The sequence below is a fragment of the Salipiger sp. PrR002 genome (assembly GCF_010500775.1).
In the GTDB taxonomy this organism is placed as follows: Bacteria; Pseudomonadota; Alphaproteobacteria; order Rhodobacterales; family Rhodobacteraceae; genus Salipiger.
In genome coordinates, this window is sequence record NZ_JAAGOU010000033.1 from 26,421 (window position 1) to 39,434 (window position 13,014).

General features: G+C 65.5%; 14 protein-coding genes. 3 read left to right on the plus strand and 11 right to left on the minus strand.

Annotation, left to right across the window (positions count from 1 at the left end; translation table 11 throughout):
- Window positions 1-51: 51 nt before the first annotated feature.
- From G0A00_RS21845 to rpmH, 11 genes are all read right to left on the minus strand, one after another.
- Window positions 52-540 (minus strand): histidine phosphatase family protein, encoded by a 489-nt coding sequence (locus G0A00_RS21845; RefSeq protein ID WP_164184423.1) that lies wholly within the window; start codon window positions 538-540, stop codon window positions 52-54.
- Entirely contained in the window at window positions 537-1,217 is a 681-nt protein-coding gene (locus tag G0A00_RS21850; protein ID WP_164184422.1) for a ferredoxin, read from the minus strand. Before G0A00_RS21850 ends, G0A00_RS21845 begins: the two co-directional genes overlap by 4 nt.
- On the minus strand, window positions 1,214-2,107 hold the full coding sequence (argB, locus tag G0A00_RS21855) for an acetylglutamate kinase (protein ID WP_066102678.1): 894 nt from the start codon (window positions 2,105-2,107) through the stop codon (window positions 1,214-1,216). The genes G0A00_RS21850 and argB overlap by 4 nt, the downstream gene beginning before the upstream one ends.
- 82 nt (window positions 2,108-2,189) lie before the next feature.
- Window positions 2,190-2,846 (minus strand): ribosome biogenesis GTP-binding protein YihA/YsxC, encoded by a 657-nt coding sequence (yihA, locus tag G0A00_RS21860; RefSeq protein ID WP_164184421.1) that lies wholly within the window; start codon window positions 2,844-2,846, stop codon window positions 2,190-2,192.
- The gene (locus G0A00_RS21865; protein ID WP_164184420.1) at window positions 2,843-3,586 is read right to left on the minus strand and encodes an MOSC domain-containing protein; all 744 of its coding nucleotides are present in this window, start codon (window positions 3,584-3,586) and stop codon (window positions 2,843-2,845) included. Before G0A00_RS21865 ends, yihA begins: the two co-directional genes overlap by 4 nt.
- Window positions 3,583-5,412: a membrane protein insertase YidC gene (gene yidC, locus G0A00_RS21870; RefSeq protein WP_164184419.1), complete on the minus strand. Its 1,830-nt coding sequence runs from the start codon at window positions 5,410-5,412 to the stop codon at window positions 3,583-3,585. Before yidC ends, G0A00_RS21865 begins: the two co-directional genes overlap by 4 nt.
- A 223-nt stretch (window positions 5,413-5,635) precedes the next feature.
- Complete coding sequence (locus G0A00_RS21875; RefSeq protein WP_235953268.1) at window positions 5,636-7,183, minus strand: bifunctional diguanylate cyclase/phosphodiesterase; 1,548 nt, start codon at window positions 7,181-7,183, stop codon at window positions 5,636-5,638.
- 61 nt (window positions 7,184-7,244) lie between these two features.
- On the minus strand, window positions 7,245-8,135 hold the full coding sequence (ttcA, locus tag G0A00_RS21880) for a tRNA 2-thiocytidine(32) synthetase TtcA (protein WP_066102664.1): 891 nt from the start codon (window positions 8,133-8,135) through the stop codon (window positions 7,245-7,247).
- Window positions 8,136-8,143: 8 nt separating this feature from the next.
- Complete coding sequence (gene yidD, locus G0A00_RS21885) at window positions 8,144-8,365, minus strand: membrane protein insertion efficiency factor YidD (protein ID WP_066102662.1); 222 nt, start codon at window positions 8,363-8,365, stop codon at window positions 8,144-8,146.
- Window positions 8,362-8,775, minus strand: coding sequence for a ribonuclease P protein component (rnpA, locus tag G0A00_RS21890; protein WP_164184418.1), 414 nt, complete (start codon window positions 8,773-8,775; stop codon window positions 8,362-8,364). The genes yidD and rnpA overlap by 4 nt, the downstream gene beginning before the upstream one ends.
- Before the next feature lie 121 nt (window positions 8,776-8,896).
- Window positions 8,897-9,037, minus strand: a complete 141-nt coding sequence (gene rpmH, locus G0A00_RS21895) for a 50S ribosomal protein L34 (protein ID WP_164184417.1) — start codon at window positions 9,035-9,037, stop codon at window positions 8,897-8,899.
- Window positions 9,038-9,387: 350 nt separating this feature from the next.
- On the opposite strand from rpmH, the gene G0A00_RS21900 reads away from it, so the two are divergent.
- The 3 genes from G0A00_RS21900 to G0A00_RS21910 are packed head-to-tail and all read left to right on the plus strand — an operon-like array spanning window position 9,388 to window position 12,964.
- On the plus strand, window positions 9,388-10,128 hold the full coding sequence (locus G0A00_RS21900; protein ID WP_164184416.1) for a TVP38/TMEM64 family protein: 741 nt from the start codon (window positions 9,388-9,390) through the stop codon (window positions 10,126-10,128).
- Between the two features lie 5 nt (window positions 10,129-10,133).
- A complete protein-coding gene (locus tag G0A00_RS21905) occupies window positions 10,134-11,552 on the plus strand; it encodes an NAD(P)/FAD-dependent oxidoreductase (RefSeq protein ID WP_164184415.1) in 1,419 nt (472 codons plus the stop codon).
- A gap of 29 nt (window positions 11,553-11,581) precedes the next feature.
- Window positions 11,582-12,964, plus strand: a complete 1,383-nt coding sequence (locus G0A00_RS21910) for a HAMP domain-containing sensor histidine kinase (protein ID WP_164184414.1) — start codon at window positions 11,582-11,584, stop codon at window positions 12,962-12,964.
- The last annotated feature ends 50 nt before the right edge of the window (window positions 12,965-13,014 follow it).

The following is a 13,014-nucleotide window of genomic DNA, read 5'->3' on the forward strand; positions in this document are numbered from 1 at the left end:
AGACGCATTGTTCGGGACTGTCCTTGGCCCGCGTGGGGCCCGCGTGCAGGGTCAGACCAATTCGCGCGGAATGGTGAAGGCGTGGCTCGTCGCCTTGCCCAAACGCGCATCCGCCCACTCGTCGATGTCGAAATCCGCCACCAATGTTGCGCCCGTCGGGTAGTCGGCGAATCGCGGGTGGTTGGGGCCGCGCGACACAACGGCATTGGCAAAATCGCAGATGCCGGGGTTATGCGCGAGCATCAGCACGGTGGTTCCAGTGGCGGCCTGCAGGCTCTTGAGCAGCGCCGAAGGGCCCGCAAGATAGAGCCGGTCTTCGAAGCGTGTGGGCAACTCGCCGAGATGCAGCAGGTCGAGCGTTTCGCGTGTCCGCGCCGCCGATGAGCAAAGCACCTGATCGGGAAGGATGTCTTCGGCGCGCAGCCAGTCGCCAAGCGCTTCGGCGCTGCGCCGTCCGCGGTCATTGAGCGGGCGCGCGTGATCCGGCGTGCCCACCGACCAGTCGGACTTGGCATGCCGCATGAGAATGAGCCGTTTCATGATGGTCCCTCCGCCTCATGCCAGTTTCCCATGAAGCTCGCCATGTGGAAAGCCGCCTGTTCGGGCTGGCGCTGCAGGGCCGAGGACAGCGGGCAGGCGCGGCGCACGAGGCAGCCGTGGATGCGGCATTCAGCGCCCTCGTCGCTGCGCAGATGGGCTTGGCAGGCGGGCACGTCATAGGGCGTGCCATCACCAAGCGCGCCGACGGGGCAAGCCCCGACACAGGGCCTCGCGCAGGGCGCACAGGGGCTTTCTGAGGGGGCATCAGGCAGGGCGAGGCGTTCGCGCAGGGCGATGGCGCCGCGGTAGCTGATCAGCAGCCCCGCCTCGGTGTGGACGAGCATGCCCGGCGGCGCGGTGGAGGCGGAGCCGCTGGCCTTTGCCCAGTTCAGGAACGACGGGTAGGGCGGCCCGTCGGAGGGAAAGATCGCCGCCCCGCCAAACCTCTGCGCCAGTGCGCCGACGACCCGCTTGGACCAGCGGTCCATCGAGTCGGGAGTGCGGTCACGGTATTCGGGAGAACCCGAGAAGATCGGCCAGAAGCGCGGCTCGTCTGGTCCCAGCAGGACCAGCGTGCCGCAGCGATCCGGCGCGCCGTCGCCCTGTGATGGATGGAACGCGCCGCGCAGCGCCAGCCCCTCGGCCCGCGCTGCCTCGGCGATCCTTGCGAGGGTCACTCGCGCGGGCGCACCGGTTCCAGATCGGCGCGGCGGATCAGCGAGCCTGCGCCATGCTCGGTGAAAAGCTCCAGCAGGCAGGCGTTGGGCACCCGCCCGTCGAGGATGACCACCGCGCGCACGCCTTCCTCGACCGCTTTCAGCGCGGTCTCGGTCTTGGGGATCATGCCGCCGGCGATGGTGCCATCCTCGGTCATTGCGCGGACATCCTCGGGGGTCATCTGCGTGACCACTTCGCCCGCCTTGTTCTTCACGCCAGATACATCAGTCAGCAGCAGCAGGCGATCGGCCTTCAGCGCCCCGGCAAGCGCGCCCGCGGCGGTGTCGCCATTGACGTTGAAGGTCTCGAGATAATCCATGCCGGTGGCGACGGGTGCCACGACAGGGATGATCCCGGCCTTGAAGAGATCGTGCAGCACCTGCACGTTGCACTCCACCGGGCGGCCGACAAAGCCCAGTTCGGGATCGTCCGCCTCGCAGACGATGAGATCATCGTCTTTGCCCGAAAGGCCGACGGCACGTCCGCCCTCATCCATGATCGCCTGCACGATGCGCTTGTTCACGAGGCCGGTGAGCACCATCTCGACCACTTCGACGGTGGCCTGATCGGTGACCCGCTTGCCGCGTTTGAACTCGGATTTGATGTTCAGCTTGGCCAGCATGTCGTTGATCATCGGGCCGCCGCCGTGCACCACAACCGGGTTCACCCCGACCTGACGCATCAGCACGATGTCCCGGGCGAACTCTGCCATGGCGTCGGTGTCGCCCATGGCATTGCCGCCGAACTTCACCACCACGATCGCGCCCGTATAGCGCTGCAGGTACGGCAGGGCTTCGTTGAGGGTGCGGGCGGTGGTGATCCAGTCTCGGTTCATCGTCTGCTTCTTCATCTTGTGGTGCATCCTCGATGCGGGAAACGTCTCTCGTCCCGCAGAGAACTAGACCCTGCGTCAGGATTTGCGAAGGGGAATCTCAAGAAAGTCCGTGGATGATCGCGCGAAGTGTCGGAATCCCTTCGCCCTTTTCAGAGCTGGTGAGCACGATTTCGGGGTAGGCGGCGGGGTGTTTCGACAATTTCTCGCGCACTTGGCTCAGGATCTTGTCGAGGTCCTTGGCCTTGAGCTTGTCGGTCTTGGTCAGCACGGCCTGAAAGGTCACGGCGGATTTGTCGAGCAGATCCATGATCTCTTCGTCCACCGCCTTCACGCCGTGGCGCGCATCGATCAGCACGAAGGCGCGGCGCAGCGAGACACGGCCAGAAAGATACTGCTTCAGCAGGCGCTGCCATTTCTCGACCACCGCAACAGGGGCATTGGCAAAGCCATAGCCCGGAAGGTCGACGAGATAATGGCTCTCGTTCAGCGTGAAGAAGTTGATCTCCTGCGTCCGGCCCGGCGTGTTCGACGCGCGGGCAATGCCCTTGCGACCAGTGAGGGCGTTGATCAGGCTCGACTTGCCGACGTTGGAACGCCCGGCAAAGCAGACCTCGGGGCGGTCGTCGGGCGGCAGCCCATCCATGGCGACCACGCCCTTGAGGAATTGCACGTCACCGGCAAAGGCCTTGCGCGCCGCCTCGCGGGTGGCGTCATCGGGGTCTTCGGCGATGGGAAAGGGAAGGGGGGTCGTCACAGCAGAGTTACCTCGTCGTCCAGGGCGATCTCGCCGCCTGTCGTCACTTCGGCCTGCACCGAGAAATCAGTATGCCCCCAGTGCCGCAGCGCGCCCAGCGTATCCGCATCGCGCTGGCCTGTCTCGGGGTTTGCGGTGGTGGCGGCGCAGCGGCCGGTGCGTTCGCGCACGGTGAAGATCGCAGAGCCGATCTTCACCTGTCGGCCAACCCAGTCGAACTCCTGCCACGGCGCCAGCCCATCCAGCCAGATGTTGCCGCGCCAGCGGTGGATCGACAGCGGCTGACCCATCTGCGCTTCGACCGCGCGGTGCGAGGCCATGTTGCACAGGGTGATCGACGGAAAGGGAGCGTCGGTCATGCCGCGCGCCTGCGCCCGAACCAGCCGCGCCGATTGCGCCCGGTCTTCGGGCATCAGCGGGCGGACCCAGTTTAGGAAGGCATCGCCGTCGCGGTCGGGATTGATGGTCAGATCGGGGCGGTCCGGGTGGTGCAGGGTGATGGTGCCCGCCGCCTCGTTCAGCTCGGCGCTGATCGCCATGAGCTGGGGCGCCTTGGCGCCCCGGCTGAAATTGCCGCAACGGGCCCATTCGGACCCGTCGACAGCAGAGTTCTCATGCGCCACCGCCCAAGCCCTGTCGAAGGGCAGGCAGTGGTGAGCGGTGAGCGTCACCCGATCCAGCGCCTCGCGGCCATGGGCCTTGATCGGGTGGCGCCAGATCTGGGTGACGCTTGCGCTCATTTTCCGTCCGACTTCGCGTCCTTGGGCTTACGCTTGAAGCCGGATTTGATGTTGCCGAACACGTCAGGCTTCGCCCCATGGCTGCGCATGATGATGTACTGCTGGGTGAAGGTGATCGTGTTGTTGGTGATCCAGTAGAGCACCAGACCCGAGGCGAAGCCGCCGAGCATGAACATGAACACCCAAGGCATCCACGCAAAGATCATCTTCTGCGCCGGGTCGGCGGGCGCCGGGTTCAGCTTCTGCTGCAGGAACATCGAGATGCCCAGCAGGATCGGCAGGATACCGATGAAGATCATCGCCAGCGTCGTGCCCGGCTCGGGCGCCGCCCAAGGCAGCAGGCCGAACAGGTTGTAGAGCGAGGTGGGATCGGGCGCCGAAAGGTCTTGGAACGGGCCGAAGAAGGGCGCGTGCCGCAGTTCGAACGCGACGAAGATCACCTTATAGAGCGAGAAGAAGATCGGGATCTGCAGCAGGATCGGCAGGCAGCCCGAGGCCGGGTTGACCTTCTCGCGCTTGTAGAGCGCCATCATCTCTTGCTGAAGCTTCTGGCGGTCGTCGCCCGCCTTCTTCTTCATCTCTTCCATCTGCGGCTGCAGTTCCTTCATCTTCGCCATCGAGACGTAGGATTTATACGCCAGCGGGAAGAGGATCGCTTTCAGCAGGATGGTCAGGCCGATGATCGACAGACCCATGTTGCCGATCAGCTGGTGGATGTGGTGCAGCAGCCAGAAGATCGGCTTGGTCAGGAAGAAGAACCAGCCCCAGTCGATGCTGTCGACGAAACGGTCGACGCCCTGATCCTGATACTCGTTGATGATCTCCCAGACCTTGGCGCCCGAGAACATGCGGGTCGAGACCTCGGCGGTGGCGCCCGGCGCGATGGTCTGCGTCGGCATGACCACTTCGGCCTGATAGATGTCACGCGCTTCGTTATATTTGATCGCCTGACGGTAGCTGGTGCCATTGTCGGGGATCAGCACGGTTTCCCAGTAGTGCTCGGTGAAACCGATCCAGCCGCTGTCCGAGACCTGATAGGTCTCTGCGAGGGTGCTCGCGTCTGCGCTGGGATCAAAGTCGCGGATTTTCTTATACTTGTTCTCGGCGAGCGTGCCGTCGGTCATCGCAATGGCGCCTTCGTGCAGCACGAAGAAGTTCTTGAGATCGGAGGGCTCGCCATGACGGGCGAGAATGCCGTAGGGCGCGGCGGCCACCTCGGCGTCGGTGGGGTTCTCGACCGACTGGGTGACATCGAACATGAACTGCTCATCGACCGCGAAGGTGCGGCGGAAGATCAGGCCCGAGGGGCTGTCCCAGCGCAGGGTGACCGGGCTGTCCGCGCCGAGCGTCTCGCCATCTTCGACGGTCCACTCGGTGTTCGGGCCGGGCACGTCGCCAGACTGCAGCCCGTTGCCGGGCGCCCAGCCGTAAACGGCGTAATAGGGGTTTGCGCTGCCCACGGGCTCGAGCAGCTTCACCACCGGCGAGCTCTCGTCATTGGTTTCGTGGTAGTTGCGCAGGCTCAGATCGTCGATCCGGCCGCCGGTGAGGGCGATCGAGCCGACAAACGCCGGGGAGTCGATGTCGACGCGCGCGGTGTCGACGGTCGCCTCGGCCGGAGCCGAGGTGCCAGCGGCGGGCGCGGTCTGCGCGCTGCCGTTTGCGGCGGGGGTGCTCACGCCCTCGGCGGACTCGACGGTCTGCTCGGTGGTCTGGGCGGTCTCGTCAACCGGCGCTTCCGGCGGGGGGAAGAGCAGGAACCAGACGAGGATCACGACGAAGCTCAGCGCCGTTGCGATGAGCAGATTCTTGTTCTGATTGTCCATGCGAGAGACTGCCACCTGTCCTTGGAAAGTCAAAGCCGGGTTCAACAGGGCGGACCCCCAAAGGTCAAGCTGATTCATACCCTGCAAGGGGCTTTGTGACTTATTCCAGTGATGGAGCGTGGCGTTATCCGGGGCATCCTGTCCGCTCGGGGCAAAGCGCCGCCGAGGGTTGCGGGGGCCAAGTAGCCGTTTTTGTGGTGGACGCAGGGCCGCCGGAGGGCGCTCAGGCGGGGCCGCGCCCCAGCTTTTGCGCCGCGGCGATACGCTCTGTATGCGCCATCGCCCAATCGGCCAGTTGCGCGGCGGGCATGGGCCGCGCGATGCCAAAGCCCTGCGCATGATCGCAGCCAAGCTGGGCCAGAAGCGCGTGTTCGCCGCTGCTTTCCACGCCCTCTGCCACAGTCTCGAGACCCAGACGGTCCGCGAGGCCCAGCACGGCGGCCATCATCCGGCGCTGGTCTTCGCTCCGGTCAACCCGCGCCACGAAGCTGCGGTCGATCTTGAGCCGATGCACGGTGAGACGGCGCAAAGTTGCGATGGAGGCGTGGCCGGTGCCGAAATCATCGAGATCGATCCGGCAGCCAAGCCGCGATAGCTCCATGATGTTGCGCGGGATGATGCCCTCGGGGCTTTCGGCGATCACGGTTTCAAGCACCTCGATTCCCAGCCGCGTTGGGGGCAGGCCGAACCGGTCGAGATCCCATTTCAGCCGGTCGACAAGACGCGGGTTGCGCAATTCCACATCCGAGAAATTGATGCTGAGGCGAGGGATCGACACCCCTTGAGCGTCCCATTCCCTGAGGGCCGTCAGCCCGTGGTGAAGGACGGTTTCGGTAAGTTGGTCCATACGCCCCGACTCGTGCAGGGCCTCTAGGAACTGGGCCGGGGGGATGATGCCCCGCTGCGGGTGTATCCAGCGCACCAGCGCTTCGACGCCGCTGATCTCGCCGGTCGAGGTGCACAATTGCGGCTGATACCAAGGCTGTATCTGCCCTTTTGCGAGCGCCGCCTCGACCTCGGTCAGCAGTTCGGTGCGGGCACGCCGCTCCGAGCGCATGCCTTCGCTCCACGCGCGGATCGCAGATGGCGCATTGTCCGAAGCCTCGCGCAGCGCGGCTTGCGCACAGTCGAGCATATCCGCGCCATCGGCGCCCGGGCGTAGCCGTGCCGAGCCGCAAAACCCTATGGCCACAGAGAGATAATGTAGCCCACTGTCAGTCACGGCCGGTTCTTCGAGGATGCGCTGGAGGCGGTCGGAAAGGGCGATCAGCGCCTCGAGATCCAGCCGCAGCCCGGGGGCGATCAGCACCATGAACCGGGAATCGCCGATCCGCATGGCGGTGTCTTCGGGGCGCAGCGCCTGACGCAGGCGCCGCAGCAGGAGCACGCGCAGGGTTTCGGCCACATCCTCGCCCATGCGGCGCGAGATTGTTTCTATCCCTTCCGCCTCGAAGAGCAGACAGGCGGTGTGCATCTCGGCGGCGCGCGCCTGTTCAAAACTGTGCTGCGCGAAATCCTGCGCGGCGGCCATGCTGACAAGATCCTGCCCGGGGCGGCGCCGTGCCGGGTGTCGCTGCGCCGCTTCCGTGCTGCAGACCAGCCCATAGACCAGCGGCAGGGTCAGCGCGACACCGAGAAGCGCCAATTCCCCGCCCAGCCAGTAGCCCGCCAGCGACAGCGCCGGGATGAAGGCCAGCATATGCGGCCCAAGCGACCAGCGCTGCAGCGCGCTGCGGAGATAGGCGATCTTATGAGTGATATCCGGCGGCATGGCCCGCCCCCTGCATCTTCAGAGACGGGGACAGGCCTAGCGCAAGAGAGTAAGGCTTCGCTTAACGCAGGTCGGGAATTCCGTCGTCTGCATCGGGTGCGCGCTTGTTCATGTCGCGCATCAGCCCGGCGAAGTCGAAGAGCTTGGGGTCCATCATGTGCGACGGGCGAATGTTGGTCAGCGCCTTGAACATCACCTGACGGCGACCGGGCGAGTTCTTTTCCCAACCGTCGAGGATCTGCTTCACCTGCTGGCGCTGCAGCCCGTCCTGCGAGCCGCAAAGGTCGCAGGGAATGATCGGGTAGTTCATCGCCTTGGCGAATTTCTCGCAATCCACCTCGGCCACATGCGCCAGCGGGCGGTAGACAAAGAGATCGCCCTCTTCGTTGACCAGCTTCGGCGGCATGGTCGCGAGGCGCCCACCGTGGAAGAGGTTCATGAAGAAGGTCTCGAGAATATCGTCGCGGTGATGGCCCAGCACGACCGCCGAGCAGCCTTCCTCACGCGCGATCCGGTAGAGGTTGCCACGGCGCAGGCGCGAGCAGAGCGCGCAATAGGTGCGGCCCTGCGGGACCTTGTCCATCACCACCGAATAGGTGTCCTGATACTCGATCCGGTGCGGCACCTGCATCTTTTCGAGGAACTCGGGCAGCACCGTCGCCGGAAAGCCCGGCTGGCCCTGATCGAGGTTGCAGGCGAGGATCTCGACCGGCAGCAGGCCGCGCCATTTCAGCTCGTGCAGCACCGCCAGCAGCGTGTAGCTGTCCTTGCCGCCCGAGAGACAGACCAGCCATTTGGGCATGGTGCCGTCCTCGCGCCGCTCGATCATGCCGTAGTGTTCCACCGCCTCGCGGGTGTTCTGCACGATGCGCTTGCGCAGCTTCTTGAACTCGGTGCTCTTCGGAGCGCCGTAGAACAGCGGGTGGATGTCGTCGGCGTCATCGTCGAACATGGGCGGCCTCAGTCGGGTACGTTGTCGATGCCGGACCCGCCCAGCGGGTGGCAGCGCAGAATGCGGCGAATCGCCAGATAAGAGCCCTTGAACGCGCCGTGCTTTTCGAGGGCTTCCATGGCGTAGGCCGAGCAGGTCGGCTGGAAGCGGCAGCCATGGCCAACCCAAGGCGAAAACACCAGCCGGTAGGCGCGCACGGGCAGGGCAGCGATATGGGCGAGCGGGCTCATGCCTCGCTCTTTTGGCGCGGCTTGCGAGGGGGCTTGGGGCCAGAGGCGTCGTGGATTCGGCGCAGCGCGTAGCCCAGATCGTCCTGCAGCGCCGCAAAATCGCGCTCGGCGGTGGCGCCCGCGCGTCCGATCAGCACGTAGTCCCAGCCCGGCTTGCCCAGCTGCGGCAGGTTCAGCCGCGCAATCTCGCGCAGTCGGCGCTTGGCGCGGTTGCGGGCGACGGCATTGCCGACTTTTTTCGAGCAGGTGAACCCGACGCGGATGCCGGGGGTGCCGTCATCGCGATAGCGTGCCTGCAACAGGAAGGACGACACCGGCTGGCGTCGCGCACGCGCCGCCGCGAGGAAATCGCTGCGCTTGCGCAGGACCTCGAGCTTGGGCGTGTCGCTGTCCTTGGCAGGACTGCTCATGTCTGGGGCCGCGTCTGAACCATTCGCACGGACGCCAAGCGCAAAGGCCGCTTCGGTCTGTCCCGAAGCGGCCTTGGCCGGTGTCTTGTGCTTCCGCTCCGCCATGGGCAGAGCGCTCGGCTCAGGCGCTGAGCTTCTTGCGGCCGCGGCCGCGGCCGCGGCGCGCGTTCAGGATCGCGCGGCCGGCTTTGGTCGCCATCCGGGCCCGGAAGCCGTGGCGGCGCTTGCGAACGAGGTTCGAAGGCTGAAAGGTGCGTTTCATCGCGCTCTTCTCCGTCTGGTCGGGCCTCTCTCGAGGCCTGTCTCACATAATGGTCTCATTGCTGCCTGCGGCGCTTGCCCGAGGTGCCAGTCGCTGACAGCATGAGCTTACATCACAGACGGCCCAAAGCGGATTCGCTGGGCCGGGTCATTCGAGGCCCGTGCTATAGGCATGACCGGGCCGCGTGTCAAACCTCTATCCTATGCGCGTCGCAACATTTCCTGCGCGGGCCCTTTCGGGGGTGTATCATGGTGCGCGGGGGCAGGGGAAAGCCCGCCGCCGACGTCACCGCCGATCAAGGCGGCGTGATCGGGCTGTGCGCGGAGGATTCTAAACGCCATTCTAGGGACATGACAGATCCGAAGCAGACCCGTGACAGCTCAGCCGCGCGCCCTTGGCGCCACCTTCCGCTCGCGCTTATCGCATTAGTGGCGGTGATCGGCGCGGTGACCCTGCGTGACTACATCAGTTTCGAGACCTTGGCCGAGAATCGTGCGGCGCTGCTGGCGCTGCGGGATCAGAACTATCTGCTGATGGCTGGGGGATTCGTCGCCGCCTATGTGACCATCGTGGCGTTCTCGCTGCCCGGAGCGGCGGTGGCCTCGGTGACCGGTGGGTTCCTCTTCGGGCTCTGGGCGGGCACGGCCTTTAACGTGATCGCCGCCAGCCTCGGCGCCATCGCTATCTTTCTCGCGGCGCGGGCGGGGCTGGGGCAGACGCTCGCGGCGAAACTGGACGCCTCTGAGGGGCGCATCCGGCGGCTGCGCGATGCCCTGCGTGAAAATGAGATCAGCGTGCTGCTGCTGCTGCGGCTGGTGCCGGCGGTGCCCTTTTTCGTTGCCAACCTTCTGCCCGCTCTGGTGGGCGTGGGGCTCGGCAATTTTGCTTGGACCACGGCGTTGGGAATCATCCCCGGCGCGCTGGTCTTCACCTCGATCGGGGTTGGCGTGGGCTCGGTCTTCGACCGGGGTGAGACGCCGGATCTCAGCCTGTTGTGGGCACCGCAGGTCATCGGGCCGCTGCTTGGTCTCGCCGCGCTGGCAGCCTTGCCCATCGTTCTGCGCGCATGGCGCGCGCGCAAGGGAGTATGAGTGCCATGGAAGAGATCAAGACAGACCTGTTGATCATCGGTGCCGGGTCCGGCGGGCTGTCGGTGGCCGCGGGCGCGGTGCAGATGGGGGCCAAGGTGGTGCTCGTCGAGCGCGGCGAGATGGGGGGCGATTGCCTCAACTACGGGTGCGTGCCGTCCAAAGCGCTGATCGCTGCGGCCGCGCAGGTGCATGCGCCGGGGCAGGCGGCGGCCTTCGGGGTGGATGTGGACCCGGCGCGTGTGGACTGGCTGCGCGTGCGCGCGCACCTGCGGCAGACCATCGCGCGCATCGCCCCCGTCGATTCGCAGGAGCGGTTCGAGGGGCTGGGCGTGCGGGTCATCCGTGCGCACGCGCGGTTTATCTCCGAGCGCGAGGTCGAGGCAGGGGCTCACCGCATCCGCGCGCGGCGCATTGTGCTGGCCACCGGCTCTTCGCCCTTCGTGCCGCCGGTGCAGGGGCTCGAGGATGTGCCCTATCTCACCAATGAGACGCTCTGGGACATCGACGAGCTGCCTTCTCACCTGCTGATCCTCGGCGGTGGTCCGATCGGCATGGAGATGGCGCAGGCCTTCCGACGGCTCGGGGCGCAGGTCACCGTGGTCGAGGGGGCAAAGGCGCTGGGGCGCGAGGATCCCGAGATGGCGGCCATCGTGCTCGACCACATGCGCAGCGAGGGGGTGACGATTCTCGAAGGCGAGACCGTGAGCGAAGCGCGCCGCGACGGTGGCGCCATCGAACTGCTCTTGCAGAGCGGCAAGCGACTCACCGGCTCGCATCTTCTGGTGGCGGCGGGACGCCGGGCGAATACCGACGGGCTTGGGCTGGATGTCGCGGGCATCGAGACCAGCAAGACCGGCATCGCGGTGGATGTCGGCCTGCGGACGAGCAATCGCAAGGTCTACGCCATTGGCGACGCGGCGGGCGGGCTGCAGTTCACCCATGTGGCGGGCTATCACGCGGGCATCGTCATCCGCTCGGCGCTTTTCGGCCTGCCAGCCAAGGCCAGCGACAGCCATATCCCGCGCGCCACCTACACAAAGCCGGAGCTGGCGCATGTGGGGCTGACAGAGGTGGAGGCGCGTCAGCGCTACGGCGACAAGCTGGAGGTGCTGCGCGAGGCCATGCAGCACAATGACCGTGCGATTGCTGAGCGCGAGACGGTCGGACTGATCAAGGTGATGGTCCACAAAGGCCGCCCGGTGGGGGCCAGTATTGTCGCCGCGCAAGCGGGGGATCTGATCTCCACTTGGGCGCTGGCGCTCTCGTCAGGCGTGAAAATCAGTCAGTTGGCAGGCATGGTCGCGCCCTATCCGACGATGGGGGAGCTTAACAAACGGGTTGCCGGAACCTATTTCACACCCAGATTGTTTGAAAACCGCACGGTCAAGGCTGTTACACGAACAGTTCAGCGTCTGCTTCCCTGACCGCCCCAGAAGGCCAAAGACTGCACTCCATGTTCAATTCGCTCTCCGGCCGCTTCCTAGTGCTCACGACGGTGTTCGTGATGTTGGCCGAAGTGCTGATCTTCGTGCCCTCGGTGGCGCGATTCCGGCAAGATTATCTCAACGACCACCTCGAACGGGCGCAGATCGCCTCTCTGGCGCTTCTGGCCGATGACGTGCTGGCGCCGGAACTGGAGGCAGAGCTTCTGGAAAACGCCGGGGTCTACAACGTGGTGTTGCAGCGCGACGAGCGGCGCGAGCTGGCGTTGTCCTCGCCGATGCCCGGGTCTGTCGATGCCAGCTTTGATCTGCGCGAGGCCGGTCCGCTGATTCTGATGAAAGACGCGCTGGTGACGCTGGCCGATACGACGCCGCAGTTGATCCGCGTGCTGGGCTATCCCAAGGACGATGGCGGCGAGCTGATCGAGGTCACCATGGACAGCGCGCCGCTGCGCACGGCGATGATCGAGTTCGGCCTGCGCGTGCTGCTGTTCTCGGCGATGATGTCGATCGTCACGGCGGTGCTGCTGTTCCTCGCGGTGCGGGCGCTGCTGATGAAGCCGATCAAGGGCGTGGTCGGCCACATGCAGCGCTACGCCGAAGACCCCGAGGATGCGCGCCGGATCATCAGGCCCACCGCCGGAGTGCGCGAGATTCGCGAAGCCGAGGAAGCGCTGAAATCTCTGGAGACGCAGCTTTCGCAGTCGCTGCGTCAGAAAGAGCGGCTGGCGCAGCTTGGCGGGGCCGTGGCGCGGGTCAGTCACGACCTGCGCAATATCCTAAGCTCTGCGCAGCTGTTCACCGACCGCATCGAGATGTCCGAAGACCCCACGGTCAAGCGTATGGCGCCCAAGCTGGTCAGTTCGATCACCCGCGCCGTGTCGCTGTGCGAGACCACGCTGGCCTTTGGTAAGGCAGAGGAGCCCGCGCCGCTGCTGACCCATTTCAACCTCGCCGAACTGGTGAGCGAGGTGCTCGAGGCCGAGCGGCTGGCGATCGGCGACCATGAGGTCAGCCTGTCGGAGGATATTCCCGCGTCGATGCAGGTGCGCGGCGACCCCGAGCAGATTTATCGCGCCATCGCGAATCTGGTGCGCAACGCCCGTCAGGCGATCACCGGCTCGGGTGAGGAGGGCGAAATTGCCGTGTCCGCCCGCGCCGAGGACGAGGATTGGGTGATCGAGGTGACCGACACGGGCCCCGGCCTGCCGCCAAAAGCGCGCGATCACCTGTTCCAGCCGTTTCAGGGCGGCGCACGCAAGGGCGGCGCGGGACTCGGTCTCGCCATCGTTGCGGAGCTGGTGCGGAATCACGGCGGAAAACTGCAGCTCCTGCGCTCCGACGAGCATGGCACTTGCTTCGAAATTCGCCTTCCTACGGGTGACTTAGGGTAAGTTTGGAAGTTTTTCGAAAATCTCTCTTGCGTATCCTCCGCACAAACTCT